The sequence below is a fragment of the Qipengyuania pacifica genome, assembly GCF_019711555.1.
Classification (GTDB): domain Bacteria; phylum Pseudomonadota; class Alphaproteobacteria; order Sphingomonadales; family Sphingomonadaceae; genus Qipengyuania; species Qipengyuania pacifica.
The window spans coordinates 645,945-664,784 of record NZ_JAIGNQ010000001.1 but is presented as its reverse complement, the minus strand read 5'-3'; the positions used below and the strand labels follow the sequence as shown (position 1 = coordinate 664,784).

Annotated in this window: 15 protein-coding genes; 8 read left to right on the top strand and 7 right to left on the bottom strand. The window is 62.9% G+C overall.

Annotated elements, in window-relative coordinates; translation table 11 throughout:
* Window positions 1-8: 8 nt before the first annotated feature.
* Both K3177_RS03375 and ppa read left to right on the top strand, forming a co-directional pair.
* On the top strand, window positions 9-1,949 hold the full coding sequence (locus K3177_RS03375; RefSeq protein ID WP_221597020.1) for a M61 family metallopeptidase: 1,941 nt from the start codon (window positions 9-11) through the stop codon (window positions 1,947-1,949).
* A gap of 97 nt (window positions 1,950-2,046) precedes the next feature.
* Window positions 2,047-2,580: an inorganic diphosphatase gene (gene ppa, locus K3177_RS03370; RefSeq protein WP_103022989.1), complete on the top strand. Its 534-nt coding sequence runs from the start codon at window positions 2,047-2,049 to the stop codon at window positions 2,578-2,580.
* A 3-nt stretch (window positions 2,581-2,583) separates the two neighbouring features.
* Here ppa and K3177_RS03365 read toward each other — a convergent pair whose 3' ends face one another.
* From K3177_RS03365 to K3177_RS03355, 3 genes are all read right to left on the bottom strand, one after another.
* Window positions 2,584-3,957: a mechanosensitive ion channel domain-containing protein gene (locus tag K3177_RS03365; RefSeq protein ID WP_345725347.1), complete on the bottom strand. Its 1,374-nt coding sequence runs from the start codon at window positions 3,955-3,957 to the stop codon at window positions 2,584-2,586.
* Window positions 3,954-5,300, bottom strand: coding sequence for a TldD/PmbA family protein (locus K3177_RS03360; RefSeq protein WP_221597019.1), 1,347 nt, complete (start codon window positions 5,298-5,300; stop codon window positions 3,954-3,956). The genes K3177_RS03365 and K3177_RS03360 overlap by 4 nt, the downstream gene beginning before the upstream one ends.
* A 73-nt stretch (window positions 5,301-5,373) precedes the next feature.
* A complete protein-coding gene (locus K3177_RS03355; protein WP_221597016.1) occupies window positions 5,374-5,748 on the bottom strand; it encodes a hypothetical protein in 375 nt (124 codons plus the stop codon).
* A gap of 209 nt (window positions 5,749-5,957) precedes the next feature.
* Between K3177_RS03355 and lptB the strand changes: the two genes are divergently transcribed.
* The 3 genes from lptB to ctrA all read left to right on the top strand — a co-directional run bounded on the left by lptB (window position 5,958) and on the right by ctrA (window position 9,049).
* Window positions 5,958-6,728, top strand: coding sequence for an LPS export ABC transporter ATP-binding protein (gene lptB, locus K3177_RS03350; RefSeq protein ID WP_234003092.1), 771 nt, complete (start codon window positions 5,958-5,960; stop codon window positions 6,726-6,728).
* A 26-nt stretch (window positions 6,729-6,754) separates the two neighbouring features.
* On the top strand, window positions 6,755-8,212 hold the full coding sequence (rpoN, locus tag K3177_RS03345) for an RNA polymerase factor sigma-54 (RefSeq protein WP_103022986.1): 1,458 nt from the start codon (window positions 6,755-6,757) through the stop codon (window positions 8,210-8,212).
* A gap of 141 nt (window positions 8,213-8,353) precedes the next feature.
* Window positions 8,354-9,049: a response regulator transcription factor CtrA gene (gene ctrA, locus K3177_RS03340; RefSeq protein ID WP_050601718.1), complete on the top strand. Its 696-nt coding sequence runs from the start codon at window positions 8,354-8,356 to the stop codon at window positions 9,047-9,049.
* A gap of 65 nt (window positions 9,050-9,114) precedes the next feature.
* Here ctrA and K3177_RS03335 read toward each other — a convergent pair whose 3' ends face one another.
* Complete coding sequence (locus K3177_RS03335; RefSeq protein WP_221597014.1) at window positions 9,115-10,332, bottom strand: mechanosensitive ion channel family protein; 1,218 nt, start codon at window positions 10,330-10,332, stop codon at window positions 9,115-9,117.
* Window positions 10,333-10,464: 132 nt separating this feature from the next.
* Here K3177_RS03335 and trmB point away from each other — a divergent pair, with 132 nt between their 5' ends.
* A complete protein-coding gene (gene trmB / locus K3177_RS03330) occupies window positions 10,465-11,166 on the top strand; it encodes a tRNA (guanine(46)-N(7))-methyltransferase TrmB (RefSeq protein ID WP_221597012.1) in 702 nt (233 codons plus the stop codon).
* Between the two features lie 58 nt (window positions 11,167-11,224).
* On the opposite strand, the gene K3177_RS03325 is transcribed toward trmB, so the two are convergent.
* The gene (locus K3177_RS03325) at window positions 11,225-11,833 is read right to left on the bottom strand and encodes an outer membrane protein (RefSeq protein ID WP_221597010.1); all 609 of its coding nucleotides are present in this window, start codon (window positions 11,831-11,833) and stop codon (window positions 11,225-11,227) included.
* Between the two features lie 194 nt (window positions 11,834-12,027).
* On the opposite strand from K3177_RS03325, the gene K3177_RS03320 reads away from it, so the two are divergent.
* Window positions 12,028-12,699: an SDR family NAD(P)-dependent oxidoreductase gene (locus K3177_RS03320; protein WP_221597008.1), complete on the top strand. Its 672-nt coding sequence runs from the start codon at window positions 12,028-12,030 to the stop codon at window positions 12,697-12,699.
* Here the strand turns inward: K3177_RS03320 and K3177_RS03315 are convergent.
* Both K3177_RS03315 and K3177_RS03310 read right to left on the bottom strand, forming a co-directional pair.
* Complete coding sequence (locus tag K3177_RS03315) at window positions 12,696-13,832, bottom strand: aminotransferase class V-fold PLP-dependent enzyme (protein WP_221597006.1); 1,137 nt, start codon at window positions 13,830-13,832, stop codon at window positions 12,696-12,698. The two genes, K3177_RS03320 and K3177_RS03315, sit on opposite strands and share 4 nt — an antisense overlap.
* Before the next feature lie 4 nt (window positions 13,833-13,836).
* Window positions 13,837-16,098, bottom strand: a complete 2,262-nt coding sequence (locus tag K3177_RS03310; RefSeq protein ID WP_103023064.1) for an NADP-dependent malic enzyme — start codon at window positions 16,096-16,098, stop codon at window positions 13,837-13,839.
* Window positions 16,099-16,212: 114 nt separating this feature from the next.
* Between K3177_RS03310 and mutS the strand changes: the two genes are divergently transcribed.
* Window positions 16,213-18,837, top strand: a complete 2,625-nt coding sequence (mutS, locus tag K3177_RS03305) for a DNA mismatch repair protein MutS (protein WP_221597004.1) — start codon at window positions 16,213-16,215, stop codon at window positions 18,835-18,837.
* Window positions 18,838-18,840: the final 3 nt, after the last annotated feature.

Sequence of the window (18,840 nt, the reverse complement as noted above, 5' to 3'; positions counted from 1 at the left end):
ACACCGCCATGAAAATCACCACCGTTCCCGCTACGCTCGTCGCTGCCCTGCTCGTCTCCAGCCCGCTCCAGGCCCAGCCGGATACCAACTCCGCGCCGATCGCACCGCAACTTGGCGATGCGACTCCACTGCCCCAGGATACGCCGTGGCCCGGTGGAACGATCGGACTTGATATCGATGCCACCGATACCCGCCGTGCGGTCTATTCGGTTACCGAGACCATCCCGGTGCCTGCCGGAATGCGCGAACTGGCCCTCCTGCTTCCCGAATGGCTGCCGGGGAAACATTCCGCTCGCGGGCAGATAAACCTGCTGTCGAACATCCGCTTCAGCGCCAACGGCCAGCCGCTCGAATGGAAACGCGATCCGCTCGACGTTTTCCGCTTCGTGGTCGACGTGCCGGAAGGTGTCACGGAAGTAACAGCGCAGTTCATGCACACCTCGCCCGTCACCGGCCGCGAGGGACGGATCACGATGACGCAGGAAATGCTCAACCTCCAATGGGAAGCGATGAGCCTCTACCCCGAAGGCCATTACACCCGGCGCATCGCGTTCAAGCCTACGGTCACCGTTCCGCAGGGGTGGGAAGTGTTCACCGCGCTCGATGGCAAGGCGCGCAGCGGCGACACGGTGACTTGGGAAACGGTCGATTACGAAACGCTGGTCGATTCGCCGATCTTCGCGGGCCTCTATGCCAAGCAATGGTCGCTCGATCCCGAAGTCACGCTAGATGCGGTGGCCGATGCGCCCAAATATCTCGAGCTTGCACCTGAAAACCTGCGCACCTTCGAAAGGCTGATCGACGAGGCGGATGCGGTTTTCGGCGCGCGCCATTTCGATCACTACAATTTCCTGCTGGCGATGACCGATCGCATGGGCGGGATCGGGCTGGAGCATCACCGGTCCAGCGAAAACCAGTACGAGCCGGAAGCGCTGATCGACTGGGAAAAGATGGATTGGGCCCGCAACGTCGTCAGCCACGAACTGGTTCACAGTTGGAACGGCAAGTTCCGCCGGCCAGAGGGCCTGTGGACGCCCGACTATCGCACCCCGATGCAGAACTCGCTGATGTGGGTGTACGAAGGCCAGACCCAGTTCTGGGGTTGGGTGCTGGCGGCTCGTTCGGGTCTGCAGGAAAAGGACACGGTGCTGGGCATGTTCGCCAATGCCGTGGCCAATTATTCCGAAGGCCAGCCCGGCCGCGCCTGGCGCAGTGTCGAGGATACGACCTACGACCCGATCACCAATTCGCGGCGCCCCCTGCCCTACAGCTCCCTCCAGCGTAGCGAGGACTATTATGTCGAAGGCGCGCTCACCTGGCTGGAAGCGGACCAGATCATCCGCGAAGGCACCAGGGGGCGCAAGGGTCTCGACGACTTCGCCAAGGCATTCTTCGGCAAGAGCGATGGCGACTGGGGCGTGTCGACCTATGACTTCGACGAAATCGTCGAGACGCTGAATGCGATCTATCCCTACGACTGGGCCGAATTCCTCGACACGCGGCTGCGCCAGCCCGACCAGCCCGCCCCCGTGCGCGGTCTCGAAAAAGCCGGCTATCGCCTCGTCTGGAAAGACACGCCGAACCCCTATGCCGAAGGGCGCAGTTCCAGCGGCAAGTCGCTGGACCTGTTCTATTCGCTCGGCGTCGTTCTCGATGGCGACGGCAAGGTGTCCTCCACCTTGTGGGATGGGCCTGCATTCGATGCCGGTATCGTCAACGGCGCCACGATCGTCGCCGTCAACGGCGATGCCTATTCCAAGGACGTCATTCGCGATGCAGTGACCGCAGCCAAGGACGGCAGCGAACCGATCACCTTGCTGGTCAAGCGGGGCGAACGCTTCGATACTCTGGAAATCCCCTATCACGGCGGTCTGCGCTATCCGTGGATCGAACCGGTATCGGGCGGCACCCAGGGTCTCGATCGCCTTCTGGCAGCGCGCACGAAATAGGCAGCAAGGCGGGTTGCTAGCCGGACGGACGGACTATAAGGCGCGGCGCGAAGTCTTTCTGGGGAGAGGGGCCGACCACAACGAGAGATTAGCTGCAATGCGCATCGAAATGATTCCGACCGGCGACAATCCGCCCGAAAGCCTCAACGTCATTATCGAGGTCCCGACCGGCGGCGAACCGGTAAAGTACGAATTCGACAAGGAATCGGGCGCCCTGTTCGTCGACCGCATACTGCACACGCCGATGCGCTATCCTGCGAACTACGGCTTCGTGCCGCACACGCTTTCGCCCGATGGCGACCCGCTCGACGCGCTGGTCATTTCGCGCAGCCCCTTCATTCCCGGCTGCGTGGTGCGGGCCCGTCCGATCGGCGTGCTCAATCTCGAGGATGAACATGGCGGCGACGAAAAGCTCGTCTGCGTGCCCATCGACACGACCTTCCCCTATTATTCGGATGTCGCCGAAACCAAGGATCTGCCAAGCATCATCTTCCAGCAGATCGAGCACTTCTTCACCCACTACAAGGACCTGGAAAAGGAAAAGTGGGTGCGGATCGGCAATTGGGGCGATGCGGCCGAAGCCAAGCGCATCATTCTGGAAAGCGTCGAGCGCTACAACAGCTCAAACTAGGCGCTATTCGACGGGGCGCGAGTGGTCGAGCAGGTCCTTTTCCTGCTCGTTCCCGCCGCGCCTTCGTTCCTGTTCCACCATCTCGCCGATTTCGTTTGCGGGCCGGATGTCCTCCGCCTCGGCAATCGTTTCGAGCGAAGGCTTGGAGGGCTTGGCCTCGCTGGTCACGACCTTGGCTGATTCGCCTGCAGGCATCATCGGGATGGTGGCCGAACGCGAATCGAAGCGCAGGCGATAGATCGGTTCCGGCAAGGCAAAGCCCGCTTCTTCCAGCGCCACCTTGAGCGTCGCGATCGCGCGCGTTCGCGCCTTGAAGAAATCCGCCTCGCCCTGGTCGATCCAGCCGAGGAATTTCAGCACGATATTGGAATCGCCGACTTCTTCGATCCGCGCTTCGGGGGGCGGCTCGGCAAGCACGAAGGGCAGGCCCGCCAGCGTATCGCGCCCCAGCTTCAGCGCCGCCGTTGGATCATCGTCCGCATCCACGCCCAGATCGAAATCGAACCGGCGCTGCGGGTTGCGGGTGTAATTGAGGATGACCGCCTTGAAGACCTGCCCGTTGGGAATGCGCAGCTGATTGCCGTCCAGCGTCATCAGCACGGTCGCGCGGCTCGTCAGGCGAATGACCCGCCCTTCGAGGTCGTCGATCACCACATGATCGTTCGCGCGAAAGGGCTGCCGTAGCGACAGCATCAGCGATGCGACGTAGTTCTCGATCGTGTCGCGCATCGCAAATCCCAGCGCGATACCGATCAGCCCTGCTCCGCCCAGAACCGCGCCCAGCAGCGCCGTCGCCCCGATGATGTCGAGCGCGATGACCAGCCCCAGCACTACGAATACGAAGCGGATCGCACTGGAGATCAGTTCTGCCAGGAAGCTGTTGGGAGCGATGCGGTGCCACACGCGCCCCAGCCCCGCCAGGAGATAGCCGAACAGGGCGATGATCGCCCACACGGCCAGCGCGGCGGCAATCAGCGGCAGCATTCTCAGGAAGCCGTTCCAGCGGTCGGCCAGATTGGAAATCCCCGCACTCCCCGCCGACAGCGACAGGTCGCGCTCCAGCCCGTTCTCGACCGTCACTACCCCCGATACCCGGCTGGCGATGGCTTCTGCGCGGCTCACGTCTTCCGGCTTGGGGACCGTGCCGGACAGCGAAACCACGCCTTCCCGCACCATGATGTCCACGCCGCGAAAGGCGGGCAGTTCGGAGAAAATGCCGGAGATCCGCTCTGCGATCCGCTCGTCGTCGCCGGCATCGCGCGTCGCTGCGATCGTCTGCTCGGGGGTCGGCGTTGCAACCGGATCGGACGGCGCCTCGAGCTGGGCCGCTGCCGGCACTGCCAGCAGCAGGGCCAGTAGGGCGAACAGCCGTATCACTGGCCCGCCACGAACATGCCGTCGATGCGGAAGGTCGGCACATCCAGCCCGCGCACCAGTTCCAGATCGCTGGCCGGTACGAGTGCGCGGAACATTTCCGGCAGCGTCCCGGCGATGGTGATCTCGGCCACGGGTTCGGCCAGCTCGCCATGGCGGATGCGCAGCCCGCTCGCACCGCGGCTGTAATCGCCAGTCACCAGATTGACGCCCTGACCGAACAGATCGGTGACGAACAGGCCATCCTCGATATCGGCGATCAGTTCGGCAACGCTCGCTTCGCCCGCGGCCAGATAGATATTGCCCGCCGCCACGCCCGGCGATCCGCCCCCGCCCCTGCTGGCATGGCCGGTCAGGCTGAGGTCGAGCTGGGCGGCACTGGCGACATTGGTCAGCCAGCCGAAGATGCGGCCGTTCGACACCAGATCACGCGGCACGCTGGCCACGCCCTCCCCGTCGTAATTGCGCGACCGCAGGCCCCGCAGGCGCTGCGGATCTTCGGCGATCCGGATCGCGCTGTCGAAAAGCTGCTCGTCTTCCCGCCCGATCAGGAAGCTCGCCTTGCGCGCGATGGAGGGCGCGGACATCGCGCCGAGCAGGTGGCCGATGATGCCGCCACCCACGCGCGGGTCGAACACCACGGGCATCTTGCCCGACGGGATCGACACCGGGCGCACCTTGCGCACCGCGCGCTCGCCCGCTTCCTGTCCGATACCGGCCGGGTCGGGCAGATCGCTGCGGTGGCGCTGCGTGCGATAGGCATAATCGGTCTGCTTGTCGGCGCCTTCGCCTGCCACGACGCTGGCGGAAAACGTGTGCGATCCGCCGGAATATCCGCGGGCAAAACCGTTGGTGGCCGCAAGTGCGAAGACCGACCGGGATGCCGATGCACTGCCACCGTTCGAATTGGTGACCCCGGCAACGCCGCGCGCCGCATCTTCGGCGGCCAGCGCGGCTTCACGCAATTCTTCCGGCGACGGGTCGACCCCGTCGTGCAGATCCAGATCGACGCCATCGCCGCTGAACAGCGCATCGGCCGGGGCCAGCCCGCCATAGGGATCTTCCGGTGCCAGCCGCGCCATTTCAACCGCGCGTTCCGCCAGCAGTTTCAGGCCTTCGGGCGCAAAATCGCTGGTGCTGATCGATGCCGATCGCCGCCCGACGAACACGCGCAGGCCGATCTCTTCGCTTTCCGATCGCTCGACCTCTTCCAGGGCCCCGAGGCGCACGCCGACACTTTCGGAAGCGGATGCGCGGGCGACGGCATCGGCCTCGTCCGCGCCCATCTTGCGGGCCAGTTGGATCAGGTCCTGGCAGCGGGCCAGCGCGGTGTCGGGCCCGATCATGGCATCAGCCGGAAGTGTGCAATCATCCGCGCGAGGTAGGGCGCGCCCTTCCCGCTGACAACCGGTGAATGGATCAGGCGAAGAGCAGCTTGAAGAACATCGTCAGTACGACAGGCAGGCCGATGGCCAGCAGCCAGAGCATGATCTGGTCGCGCCGGAAGGCCGGCTTCATGTCCGGGTCGGCCGCCCTGGCGTCGGACAGTCCCGACCAGCGCCGCTCGAACCAGCGGCAGGCAGGAATGATGCCGCCCACCAGAATGACGAGGGCGAGATAGGGGACGATGGAAGAAACGCCGTCTTTCATCGCGTTGACAGTCATGAATATCTGTAGGCCGGTATAGACCAGCAGTGCGAATGCGACATTGTCGCTCATGGATCGTCGCCAGTCGCGAGCCCTGCTTGTCCGGTGCCCGCTGGCGATGTCCTTTTCATAGAGCGCTTTGCTCATTGCACTGTTCCTCTCTACCCCTTCTCGAATCGCATTGTTTCAAAAATGCCGCACCCTGGCAAGCAATCGTGCGCACGCATGCTCCACTTGTCCATATATGGTGCGGCACATCGTCCATGCACGAATCCTGCCAGTTGGTCGAAAAGGGCCGCATGCGGGGTTCTCATGGCTGGAACGCGTGCTATGTCGCGCCCATGGCGGATGTAGAGATGAGCCCTGACAACGACGCGGTCCACGAAGCCGCCCCTCCCATCCCGCAGGGGGGACTGGAAGTCATTTCCATAGCCAAGAGCTATGACAATCGCGCCGTCCTGACGGATATTTCGCTCTCGGTGGGCAAGGGCGAAGTCCTCGGCCTGCTCGGCCCGAACGGGGCCGGCAAGACCACCTGTTTCTATTCCATCATGGGCCTCGTGCGCCCCGATGCGGGCCGCATCCTGATGGATGGGGAAGATGTGACCAATCTCCCCATGTATCGCCGCGCCATCCTCGGCCTCGGCTATCTGCCGCAGGAAACCAGCATCTTTCGCGGGATGACGGTCGAACAGAACATCAATTGCGTGCTCGAAATGGTCGAACCCGATGCCGACACGCGCACGCAGGAACTGGAACGGCTGCTGGACGAATTCGGCCTTACCCGCCTTCGCTCCAGCCCCGCCATGGCGCTTTCGGGTGGTGAACGGCGCCGCGCCGAAATCGCCCGCGCACTGGCGGCCAAGCCGTCGATCATGCTGCTGGACGAACCGTTCGCCGGGATCGACCCCCTGTCCATCAGCGACATTCGCGACCTGGTCAAAGATCTCAAGACTCGCGGGATCGGCGTTCTGATCACCGATCACAACGTCCGCGAAACGCTGGAGATCGTCGACCGGGCCTGCATCATCTATGGCGGTCAGGTGCTCTTTGCCGGCACGCCGGAAGCCTTGGTGGCGGATGAAAACGTCCGCCGCCTCTATCTGGGCGAGAGCTTCACCCTGTGATGCCCGCTATCGCGAGGATCTAGCTCATGGCGCTGGGGCCGCGCCTCGATATCCGGCAAACCCAGTCGCTGGTGATGACGCCCCAGCTCCAGCAGGCGATCAAGCTGCTGGCGCTGTCCAATCTCGAAATCGAAACCTTCGTTGCCGAAGCGCTCGAATCGAACCCGCTCCTCGAAATGGGCGAAGTCCGGCGCGAAGCGGGCGAGGATTCGCCTGCCGAACCGTCGGAGCATGACAGCGCGCCCGATTTCGGCGGCGAAGGCGCCCTCGATGTCGCCGACCATGCGCTCGATCCGGAGGCTGCACCGGGCGATTTCATTCACGGCGAAGGCGGCGACTGGAGCCGCGGGGACATCGCCAGCGGTGCCGAACTGCCGGATCTGGAAAACCGGTCTTCCGGCAGCCCGACCCTGTCGGACCACCTTGCCAGCCAGATCGGCCTCGTCGCCCATGACGAACGCGAGGCGCTCATCGCCCTGCGGATTATCGGCGAACTCGACGAGGCCGGCTATCTGCTGACCGATCTGCGGCAGGTGGCCGATGAACTGGGCATCCCGCTGGCAGAGGCCGAGCGGGCGCTGGCCACCGTGCAGTCGCTCGATCCCACCGGCGTGGGCGCGCGGTCGCTGGCGGAATGCCTGGCGCTGCAGGCGCGCGAGGCCGATCGCTACGATCCGTGCATGGCGCGGCTGATCGACAATCTCCATCTGGTCGCAGCCGGCGACATCGGGCGGCTCAAACGCATGTGCGAAGTCGACGATGAAGACTTCGCCGACATGCTTGCCGAACTGCGCAGTTACGATCCCAAGCCCGGCCTCGCCCATGCAGGCGGCGATGAAGGCGCGGTGGTGCCCGACGTACTGGTTACGCCCAGCGCCGATGGGTGGGACATCCGCCTCAATGAAGCCAGCCTCCCCCGGCTCGTGGTTAACCGCGAATACTATCTCGAACTGAAAGGCGGGGCGCGCGACAAGGCTTCGCAAAGCTGGCTCAACGAACAGCTCGGTGAAGCCGACTGGCTTATCCGGGCGCTCGACCAGCGGCAGAAGACGATTCTCAAGACGTCGGCCGAAATCGTGAAACGGCAGGAGCGATTCTTCCGCGAGGGGGTGACGGCGATGCGGCCGCTGACCTTGCGCGAAGTGGCCGAGAAGATCGAAATGCACGAATCGACCGTCAGCCGCGTTACCAGCAACAAATATCTGTCCTGCCCGCGCGGCACGTTCGAACTGAAATATTTCTTCTCCAGCGGCGTCGCCGCGGCCGATGGCGAGGGCGCCTCTGCCGAAGCGATCAAGGCGCGCATCCGCGCCCTGTGCGATGCGGAAGACCCAAAGAAAGTCCTCTCGGACGAGGCTCTGGCCGGCCTTCTCAAGCAGGAAGGCTATGATCTCGCACGGCGCACGGTCGCCAAATATCGCGAGGCGATCGGGATCGGGTCCAGCGCGCAACGGCGGCGGCAGAAGAAGCTGGCGGCGCTCTGACACCTGTCTGCCACAGGGAAAAAAGTTAACGCACTTTACTTCGCGTTAACCTTTTTCCTTCAGACCAAATGTGGTTAATACAGGACAACACCTCTATGGGTGTTACCGACGGACACTAGGGAACCAACGGGGGACATCCCAATGCGTGTACTGCTGATCGAAGACGAGCCGACAACGGCCAAGGCCATCGAGCTCATGCTCACGACCGAAGGCTTCAATGTCTACTCGACCGACCTCGGCGAAGAAGGTTTGGATCTCGGCAAGCTGTATGATTACGACATCATCCTGCTCGATCTGAACCTGCCCGACATGCACGGTTACGACGTGCTCAAGAAACTGCGTGTCGCCAAGGTGCAGACGCCGGTCCTGATCCTTTCGGGCATTGCCGAAATGGACAGCAAGATCCGCTCGTTCGGCTTCGGTGCCGACGATTACGTGACCAAGCCCTTCCACCGCGAAGAACTGGTCGCCCGCATTCACGCCGTGGTGCGTCGCTCCAAGGGACACAGCCAGTCGGTCATCCGTACCGGCAAGCTGGCCGTCAACCTCGACGCCAAGACCGTCGAAGTCGATGGCGCCCGCGTTCACCTCACCGGCAAGGAATACGCCATGCTGGAGCTGCTTTCGCTCCGCAAGGGCACCACGCTGACCAAGGAAATGTTCCTCAACCACCTTTACGGCGGCATGGACGAACCCGAACTCAAGATCATCGACGTCTTCATCTGCAAGCTGCGCAAGAAGCTCAGCCATGCCTGCGGCGGCGAAAATTACATCGAAACCGTATGGGGCCGCGGCTATGTGCTGCGCGACCCGAACGAAGAGGCGGAAGCCGCCTGACACTGCATATCCCTTGACGGGATCATGAGCCGCCCCGGACAGCCATTGCGCTTCCGGGGCGTTTCCTATTCGGCCCTGATCGCAAGCTGCGCGAAGTCCTGCCCGCTCGGATGCTGGAAGATGCGCAGGCCGAACTCGGGCAGGATGGCCAGCATATGATCGAAGATGTCGGCCTGGATCGCTTCGTATGGGGGCCACTCCACCGTGTCGGTGAAACAGTAGATTTCCAGCGGCAGGCCCTGCGGCCCAGGCGGTAGCTGGCGCACCATCAGCGTGAACCCTGCCCCCGCAATGCGCGGATGGCTCTTGAGATAGGCGATCACATAGGCGCGCAACGTGCCGATATTGGTGATCCGGCGCGCATTGATCGTGTCGCAATCGCTGGACAGTTCATGCCGGTTCCATTCGGCAATCTCCTCCTGCTTGCTGGCCAGGTAATCGTCCAGCAGCCTGAAGCGCTTGAGATCGTCGGTTTCCTTCTCGTCCAGGAAGCGGATCGAATTCTGATCGACGACCAGCGCGCGCTTGATGCGCCGCCCGCCGCTCTCGTTCATCCCGCGCCAGTTGCGAAAGCTGTCCGCGATGAGCCTGTGCGTCGGGATCGTGGTGATGGTCTTGTCGAAATTGCGGATCTTCACCGTGTGCAGGGCGATATCGACCACGTCGCCATCCGCGTTCATACCGGGCATTTCGATCCAGTCGCCGACCCGCAGCATGTCGTTGCTGCTCAACTGGACGCTCGCCACCAGGCTCAGGATCGTGTCCTTGAACACCAGCAGCAACACCGCCGCCATCGCGCCGAGGCCCGATAGCAACAGCAGCGGCGATTGCTCGATCAGCACCGCGATCATCAGGATCGCCGCCCCGAAGTAGATGGCGATCTTCACGACCTGCACATATCCCTTGATCGGGCGGCTGCGCGATTCCGGGCGGCGGGAATAGAGCTCGTTCGCGTAATCCAGCGCTCCGCCGATCGCCATGGCGATCGACAGGACGATCATCGTGCGCGCGATGTTGACGGTCACGTTCACGACTTCTTCCGGCAGGTGCGGCACCAGGCCGATCCCGCGCGAGACGAGCAGCAGGGGTATCACCGTGGTGAGCCACGCCGCCGACCGGTCCACCGTATCGGACCGTGCATCCAGATAGGGCGCGGCGATGCGCAGCAGGACCTTCTTCAGCAGCCAGTTGACCGTCAGCGCCGCCACCGCCAGCGCGCACAGGGCGATGAGCGACTGGAGCCACAGCGGGAGGCCGGAGTAATCGTCTAGCAGTCTTTGCATGCGCGGCCCCTAGACTGCGGTTGCCCGGCGGTTCAACCCTGCCGAACAGACGGAATTTTCGCCCGATCAAACGTATGATCAACATGCGTACCATCTGGACGCACGGGGGGCGGATCGTTAGTCGCCCGCGCCATGAGCGCATTCAAGGAAGGTGACCCGACCACTCTCAACCGGCTGTACGGGCGCAGTCAGGGCAAGCCCCTGCGCGCATCGCAGCAGGATCTGGTCGACCGCCTGCTACCGCAGATTTCCGTGCCCGACGAAGGGCCGGTGACGTCGGAAACCCTCTTCGGTTTCGACCGCCCGCTGCATTTCGAAATCGGTTTCGGCGGCGGGGAACATCTCGCCGAACGCGCCGATCTGCTGCCCGATCATGGATTCATCGGCGCGGAACCCTTCGTAAACGGCGTCGCCCAGGCCCTCACCCACGTCCGCGACCGCACGCTCGCCAATGTCCGCATCCACCATGGCGATGCGCTGGAAGTGCTGCGCCGCGTGCCCGACGGCGCGCTGACCATGCTCTATCTCCTGCACCCCGATCCATGGCCCAAGAACAAGCATGCCAAGCGCCGCATGATGAACGATGGCCCGGTCCGCATGTTCGCCGACAAGCTGAAACCGGGCGGTGAATTCCGCTTCGGCACCGACCACGCCGTCTACCTGCGCCACGCCCTCATGGTCATGCGGCGCTTCGGCGACGCCTTCGAATGGATCGTCGATGGCCCGGCCAGCTGGCAGGACCGCCCGTCAGGCTGGCCCGAAACGCGCTACGAACACAAGGCCCGCACCGTCTATGGGCATGAGGTCTGGTACTTCAGGTTCAGGCGTAAATAACAGAAGGGGCCGCCCGGTCATCCCGAGCGGCCCCACTGTCTGCTCTGCGAGCCCGGCGTCAGAAGCGCAGGCCGACCCCGGCCACGACCTGATCGGTCGAGACATCGCCGATTTCGGTGCCGGCGATACCCTTGTAGTTGGACCGGCGATATTCGAGCCGTCCCTCCAGAGGTCCGGGCAACTGCACCTGGAGGCCGCCGCCGAAACGCAGACCGTCCGTATTGTCATCGAGGTCGGACAGAGATCCGCTCTGCGTGAACGAGCGGGTATCGAGAGAGGTATACCCGATCTTGCCGTAGGCCGCGATGCCCGGCGTTACTGCGAAACCGGCACGCGCACCGATATAGTACTGGCCGTCTGCATCCAGGCCTTCGCGTGCTGCGCCGAGGCTGCCGGGAAACTCCGTGGTTCCACCGCTCTTGGACAATTCACCCTCGACACCCACGAACGCGCTGCCGAGCGACAGATCGTAACCGGCGGTAATGCCATAAACTGCGGAATCCGCGTCGGCGGAAACGCTGCCATCGTCCGACTCCACATCCAGCCCTTCATAACCGGCGAGAGCGCCGACGTAAAAGCCGCCCGGTGCAACATTCTGGCCCTGCGCCATCGCCGGCGTGGCGACCATACCGGTTGCAATTGCGAGCCCTGCGATTGTCTTTTTCATCATTATTCCTTTCGCGTGCGGTTTTCTGCACGGCGGGCCCCTGCCCACCCCCCGCTTGCGCATGGATGAACCGGCGGATGATGCGAGGTGTCCGGACGACGGATGACGGCATTGATCGACCAATGCCAATGCATGACCCACGGAACGCGTTGCCGCTTTCGGCGCTTTGAATGGAGCAGAGCAAGGAAATTCCAATGGCAGATAAATCGATCTTCATCCTCGGCGCTTCACGCGGCATCGGACTGGGACTGGTAAAGACATTCCTCGACCGAGGCTGGAACGTGGTTGCAAGCGAACGATCCGAGAGCGCCGATCTCCACGCGCTGGAATGCGATGCACTACGCATTGTGACTGCCGATGTGACCGAGCCTGACAGTTATGTCGATCTCGGCTTCGAAGATGGTCAGCTCGATGCCCTGATCATCAATGCCGGAATTACCGGAGCGAGCCATCAGGATGCGTCGAAGGCGTCTGCTGATGAAGTGTCGCACGTGATGATGACGAATGCCTTCGGCCCGGCGCGCGCGGCGAAATCTCTGCTGCCTGCCATAAAGGATGGCGGCACGCTGGGCGTGATGTCCTCGTTGATGGGTTCGATCAGCGACAGTTCGGGAGGCTATGAACTCTATCGCACCAGCAAGACGGCCCTGAACATGCTCGCCAAAGGCATTTCAGAACAAGATGCCAGCCCACGCGAAATCGAGGTTCTGGCGCTTCATCCAGGCTGGGTGCAGACCGACATGGGTGGGTCGAACGCCGCGCTGACCATCGAAGAAAGCGTGAACGGCCTTGCAGACGTTATCGAAAAATCCGGCGAGGGCGGGTTCAGGTTCGTAGATTACAGCGGCAAGGAACTGGCGTTCTAGCCGAGACACTCCCGCAAGGTTGTAATCAGAGCGGTCGCATCCTCGATCGTGTTATAAACGTGCGGCGTAACGCGGAGTGAGGATCCGCGTAGCGATACATGCACCTGGGCAGCGGCCAGCCTGTCCGTAAGCCCGTCCGGCACTTTGTCCGGGAATTCCAGCGCAAGGAAATGGGGGGCGCGAATACCGATGGGCGCAGCAGAGAGGCCGAGTTCGTCTGCAGCGCCAGCAATCGATTGCGTCGCCGCGCCTAGTGTTTCGGCGATCCTTGCGACACCGAATTCGAGCAGGAAATCGAGTGCGGCGCTTGCCCCCATGAGCAGGGGCGGGTTCGATTTTTCGCCAACGTCAAAACGCCGTGCGCCAGGCTGGAAATCATCACGGTAATCAACCAGCCTAGAGAAATCTTCCGATCCTGCGCGATTGATCCAGTTATGTTCGATCGGATTTCCGCCATGATGTTTGGGCGCCACATACATCATGCCGATACCGTAAGGCCCCATGAGCCATTTGTAGCAGGCAGCGACGGCGAAGTCCGGCTGCACCGCGGCAAAGTCTATCGGCATGGCGCCCAGCGACTGGGTCAGGTCCAGCACGAGAGCCGCGCCCATCTCGCGACACTTGGCGCCAACTGAGACCAGATCGACCACGCGGCCATCGGCCCAGTGGTTGTTCGGCAAGGCCACGATGGCGGTATCGTGGCCGATCGCGTCGATCACGGCTTCGGTCCAGCAGTCCTTCCGGGGTCTGCGAACCGCCACAATTTCCCCGCCGCGTTCCTGTGCCAGTTCGCGCCAGCCATAGACATTGGACGGGAACTGGTCGGCCAGAGTCACGATCTTCTGCCCGCGAGCAACGGGTAGATTTCTGGCCGCAACTGCAAGCGCGTAGCTGACGGACGGGACGATCGCGATACTGTCCGCCTCAACGCCGGCAAGCCGCGCCGCGCGACTGCGAAAATCCTCTGCCACCAAGAAGAAATCGGCCGGACGGAAATTCCACGGCTGTTCCTTCAACCGCGAACCTTGCACCATCGCATCGCTGACGCTGCGCGATAACGGCGCCATGTAGGCGCAGTTCAGATAATGCACGCCTTCGGGGATGGCGAACCGGTCGCGCTGCGCTGGAATCATACGATCAGCCCAGCACTCCCGCGCTGGCAAGCACTGCCAGCGTCAGCACGTCGGGGGCGATAGCTGTCATCGGTGCGATCTGAACCGGCTTCTCCATACCGATCATCATCGGGCCGACGGTCGTTTCTCCGCCCAGTTCACGAAGCAGCTTGGCAGAGAGGTTGGCCGATTGGAGGCCCGGCATGATCAGTACATTGGCAGGCCCCGACAGGCGACTGAACGGATAGAGCGACATGACCTTCGGGTTGAGAGCGGCATCCGGCGCCATTTCACCTTCATATTCGAACGCGACCGACTCGTCCGCATCGAGCAGGGCCACGGCTTCGCGGATGTTGTTGAGCCACTGTCCCGAAGGGTTGCCGAAAGTCGAATACGACATGAAGGCAACTCGCGGTTCATGGCCCATACGTCGCGCCACGGCTGCAGTTTCGCGCGCGATGTGCGCAAGTTGTTCGGCGGTCGGACGTTCATTTATTGTCGTGTCGGCAAGGAAGGTAGTGTGGTTCTTGCCGATCATCATGTGGATTCCGAACGGCACCGCGCCCGGCTTTTCATCCAGCACTCGGCCGATTTCACGGGCGGTCTGGCTGAAGGTACGCGTCAGGCCGGTGATCATCGCATCGCCATGTCCCAATGCCACCAGCAATGCGGCGAAGACGTTACGCTCCTGATTGACCATGCGCGCCACGTCGCGTTCGGTGTAGCCACGCCGCTGCAACCGCTTGTAGAGATATTCGACCATGCCCGGTACCTTGTCCGACACGGCGGAATTCTCGATGACCCAGTCGTCCGGGTCGTCGACGGCCAGTTCGACCAGCTTTTCGCGCACCTTCTCGGTCCGACCGACCAGAATCGGTTCGCCATATCCGAATTCGCGGTACTGGATGGCGGCGCGCAGCGCGACATCCTCTTCTGCTTCGGCAAAAACCATCCGTTTCGGGTTGGCCTTGGCCTGCTCGTAAATATTGGTGAGTGCGGCAGTAGTTGGGTTCAGGCGTACCTTGAGCGCAAACCGATAAGCGTCGAAGTCCTCGATCGGGGCCTGCGCAACACCGCTCTCCATCGCGGCCTTGGCCACCGCGCTGGATACGACTTCCATCAACCGTGGGTCGAACGGTGCCGGGATGATATATTCCTCACCGAACTGGTGACTGACGCCATATGCCGCGGCGACCTCGTCCGGAACGCGCTCACGCGCAAGTTCGGCGATGGCACGGGCCGCAGCGATCTTCATCTCTTCGTTGATCGCCGTGGCCTGAACATCCAGCGCACCGCGGAAAATGAAGGGGAAGCCAAGCACATTGTTGACCTGATTTGGGTAGTCGCTGCGCCCGGTGGCGATGATCGCATCCGGGCGCACGGCCTTGGCATCTTCCGGCATGATTTCCGGAATGGGATTGGCCATCGCGAAGATGATCGGCCTGTCGGCCATCTTCTCCACCCATTCCGGCTTCAGCGCACCTGCACCGGACAGGCCAAGGAATATGTCGGCACCTTCCAGCGCTTCTTCGAGATTGGTTGCCGATGTCTCCACCGCATGGGCGCTCTTCCACTGATCGACATTGTCACGTCCCGGAGTGATCGGTCCGGCGCGATCACAGACGATGACGTTTTCATGCCGGACCCCCATGGCCTTGATCAAAGCGGTACAGGCGAGCGCGCTGGCCCCTGCCCCGTTGACGACCATCTTGCAGTCTTTCATTTCCCGCCCGGTCAGGTGGCAGGCGTTGATCAGGCCCGCGGCAGCGATGATCGCGGTGCCGTGCTGGTCGTCATGCATGACAGGGATATTCATGCGTTCGCGCAACGCCTGCTCGATAATAAAGCATTCGGGCGCGGCGATGTCTTCCAGATTGATGCCGCCGAAGGTCGGTTCCATCAGGGCGACCGCCTCGATGAACTTGTCGGGATCTTCGGTATCGAGTTCGATGTCGATCGAATCCACGTCAGCAAAGCGTTTGAACAGCACCGCCTTGCCTTCCATCACCGGCTTCGAGGCCAACGCACCGAGATTGCCGAGGCCCAGGATCGCCGTGCCGTTCGAAATAACGGCAACAAGGTTCGAACGGGCCGTATAGCGAGCCGCATCCTTGGGATTGGCCGCAATCGCTTCCACCGGAGCCGCCACACCGGGCGAATAAGCGAGGCTGAGATCACGCTGGCTTGCCATGGGCTTGCTGGCGACGATCTCGATCTTACCCGGACGAATTGTCTCGTGGTAGAACAGAGCTTCGCGTGTGGTGAATGCGGATTTTTCGTCGGCCATCGGCGTTCCCTTGTCTTGCGCGGTGCTGCCCCTAACCGCTTGCGCCAAGAAGTCATAGGGGAAAGGCCGCATCGCCGACTCCCGAATCGCGGCCACCCTCGCTAGGCCCGCCGCATGGCCGACACGCCCACCCCGATGATGCAGCAATACCTGGCCCTCAAGCAGGAAGCCGGAGACGCGCTCCTGTTCTACCGGATGGGCGATTTCTTCGAACTCTTCTTCGACGATGCACGGGTGGCATCGAGAGTGCTGGACATCGCATTGACGACGCGCGGCGAACACGGCGGCCAGCCGGTTCCGATGTGCGGCGTTCCGGTCCATTCCGCGGAAGGTTATCTAGCCCGGCTGATCAAGGGCGGCTGCCGTGTCGCCATTGCCGAGCAGACGGAGACGCCCGACGAAGCGAGGGAACGGGCGAAGCGCGAAGGATCGCCCGTATCGAAGGCGCTGGTCGCGCGCGATATCGTGCGTTTGGTAACCGCCGGTACATTGACCGAAGAAGCGCTGTTGGAACCGCGACGCGCCAATCTGCTGGTGGCGATCGCTCCGGTTCGTGATGGGGTAGGTCTGGCCTCCTGCGACATCTCTACCGGGCGGATGGAGCTGGAGGAATGTACGGCAGAGGCGCTCGACGCGGCGCTGGCGCGGCTCGGCGCCAGCGAGGTCGTGGCTCCCGACGATTGGGACGGGCCATTCCCGGACATTATCGCCCGCCCCCGCGCGGACTTTCGCAGCGAAGCGGGTGAAGCCCGGCTCAAGGACATTCACAGCATCGCCACGCTCGATGGACTGGGCAGTTTTACCCGACCGATGCTGGCAGCAGCAGCGGGGCTCATTGCCTATCTCGATCATGCCGGGCGCGGGACGCTGCCGTTCCTGCTTCCACCAGTCGCGCGGGGGAGCGGTGCGCATCTGGCCATGGATGCCGCAACCCGCACGAGTCTCGAAATACTGGAGGCGCAGGGCGGAGGCCGTGCCGGCAGCCTGATCGCCTGCGTCGATCGCTGTGCCACCGGGGCAGGAGCGCGGCAGCTGGCGGAGGATCTTTCGGCGCCGCTGGCTGACCGCAACGCGATCGAACAGCGGCTCGCCGGTGTCCATTATTTTCACGCAGATCCCCTGCTGCGCGCCGACCTTCGCGCCATATTGCGGCAGGCGCCCGATATCGGTCGCGCACTCGGGCGGCTCGTCGCCGGGCGCGGCAGCCCGCGTGATCTCGGGCAGATCCGCGACGGACTTTCCGAAGCGCGGCGCATAAGAGACATTCTGGAATCCGGCATCGACCTGCCGCCCCTGCTCGGCCGGATGATCGACGCACTGGGCGGCCACGCTGCCTTGGTCGATCACTTGGCGCGGGCGCTCGTGCCCTCGCCCCCGACGGAACGCGGACAGGGCGGCTTCATCGCCAGCGGGTACGATCATTCTCTCGATGCATTGCGCGAAACCAGCGGCAATGCGCGCAAGGCCATCGCCGCCCTCGAAGCGAAATATCGCGAGGAAACGGACACGGCATCGCTCAAGGTCAAGCATAACAAGGTGCTTGGCTATTTCATCGAAGTCCCCGCAAAGCACGGTGACAAGCTGATGGCGGCAGATAGCGGATTTACCCATCGCCAGACCATGGCCGGTGCGGTCCGCTTCAATTCGCTCGGCCTCCACGAAGAAGCGACCCGCATCGCCGAAGCAGGCGCCCATGCGCTCGCGGCAGAAGATGGCCATTTCGAAGAGCTGGTTGGCGAAGTGGTCGCCGCTCGCGAAGCGATCGCGGCTACCGCAGCGGCTCTGGCACGCATCGATGTCTGCTCCGCCCTGGCCGAACGCGCGGTCGAAGGCGATTGGGCACGGCCCGAAATCCTTGACGAGCCCTGCCTCGAAATTAACGGCGGACGGCATCCAGTGGTCGAACAGGCGCTGGCCAAGACGGGCGAACGCTTTGTCGCCAACGACTGCACGCTGGGTCCGGACGACAGATTGTGGCTGATCGGCGGTCCCAACATGGGCGGTAAATCCACTTTCCTCCGCCAGAATGCGATCATCATGCTGCTGGCGCAGGCGGGTAGTTTCGTGCCAGCGGCATCGGCCCGGATTGGATTGGCCGACAGGCTGTTCAGCCGCGTCGGAGCGAGCGACAATCTTGCGCGGGGCCGGTCTACGTTCATGGTCGAAATGGTGGAAACGGCGGCTATCCTCAGTCAGGCGACGGAGAAGAGCTTCGTCATCCTCGACGAAGTGGGCCGCGGGACCAGCACTTACGACGGGATGGCCCTAGCCTGGGCGGTGGTAGAGGCGGTGCATGAGAACCTGCAGTGCCGCTGCCTGTTTGCGACACATTACCACGAGCTCAGCCGTCTTGCCGATACCTGCGATGCGCTGAGCCTGCATCATGTTCGCGCACGGGAATGGAAGGGCGACCTCGTCCTGCTTCACGAATTGGCCAAGGGGGCAGCCGACCGCAGCTATGGCCTTTCGGTGGCCAAGCTGGCCGGGGTCCCGCCGCCGGTCATCAAGCGCGCTAAGGCCGTGCTGGACAAGCTGGAAAAGGGGCGTGAAAAGACTGGTGGTCTTGCCGCTGGGCTCGGTGAATTACCTCTGTTTGCCGCCAGCGCGCAGGCAGAAGAAAAGGACCGCGACGCGCTGCGCGATGCGCTGCACGCGCTCGATATCGATGTGCTATCGCCGCGCGACGCGCTGGATAAATTGTACGAGTTGAAAGCGACAGCCGGGGAAACCAAGGCTTAACGG

Excerpts from the sequence above, each read along its gene's own strand:
- lptB (WP_234003092.1), top strand. The coding sequence starts at position 5,958 with ATGAGCCCTGACAACGACGCGGTCCACGAAGCCGCCCCTCCCATCCCG.
- K3177_RS03315 (WP_221597006.1), bottom strand. The coding sequence starts at position 13,832 with ATGATTCCAGCGCAGCGCGACCGGTTCGCCATCCCCGAAGGCGTGCAT.
- K3177_RS03320 (WP_221597008.1), top strand. The coding sequence starts at position 12,028 with ATGGCAGATAAATCGATCTTCATCCTCGGCGCTTCACGCGGCATCGGA.
- K3177_RS03310 (WP_103023064.1), bottom strand. The coding sequence starts at position 16,098 with ATGGCCGACGAAAAATCCGCATTCACCACACGCGAAGCTCTGTTCTAC.
- rpoN (WP_103022986.1), top strand. The coding sequence starts at position 6,755 with ATGGCGCTGGGGCCGCGCCTCGATATCCGGCAAACCCAGTCGCTGGTG.
- ctrA (WP_050601718.1), top strand. The coding sequence starts at position 8,354 with ATGCGTGTACTGCTGATCGAAGACGAGCCGACAACGGCCAAGGCCATC.
- K3177_RS03375 (WP_221597020.1), top strand. The coding sequence starts at position 9 with ATGAAAATCACCACCGTTCCCGCTACGCTCGTCGCTGCCCTGCTCGTC.
- ppa (WP_103022989.1), top strand. The coding sequence starts at position 2,047 with ATGCGCATCGAAATGATTCCGACCGGCGACAATCCGCCCGAAAGCCTC.
- mutS (WP_221597004.1), top strand. The coding sequence starts at position 16,213 with ATGGCCGACACGCCCACCCCGATGATGCAGCAATACCTGGCCCTCAAG.
- K3177_RS03335 (WP_221597014.1), bottom strand. The coding sequence starts at position 10,332 with ATGCAAAGACTGCTAGACGATTACTCCGGCCTCCCGCTGTGGCTCCAG.
- K3177_RS03325 (WP_221597010.1), bottom strand. The coding sequence starts at position 11,833 with ATGAAAAAGACAATCGCAGGGCTCGCAATTGCAACCGGTATGGTCGCC.
- K3177_RS03360 (WP_221597019.1), bottom strand. The coding sequence starts at position 5,300 with ATGATCGGGCCCGACACCGCGCTGGCCCGCTGCCAGGACCTGATCCAA.
- K3177_RS03355 (WP_221597016.1), bottom strand. The coding sequence starts at position 5,748 with ATGAGCAAAGCGCTCTATGAAAAGGACATCGCCAGCGGGCACCGGACA.
- trmB (WP_221597012.1), top strand. The coding sequence starts at position 10,465 with ATGAGCGCATTCAAGGAAGGTGACCCGACCACTCTCAACCGGCTGTAC.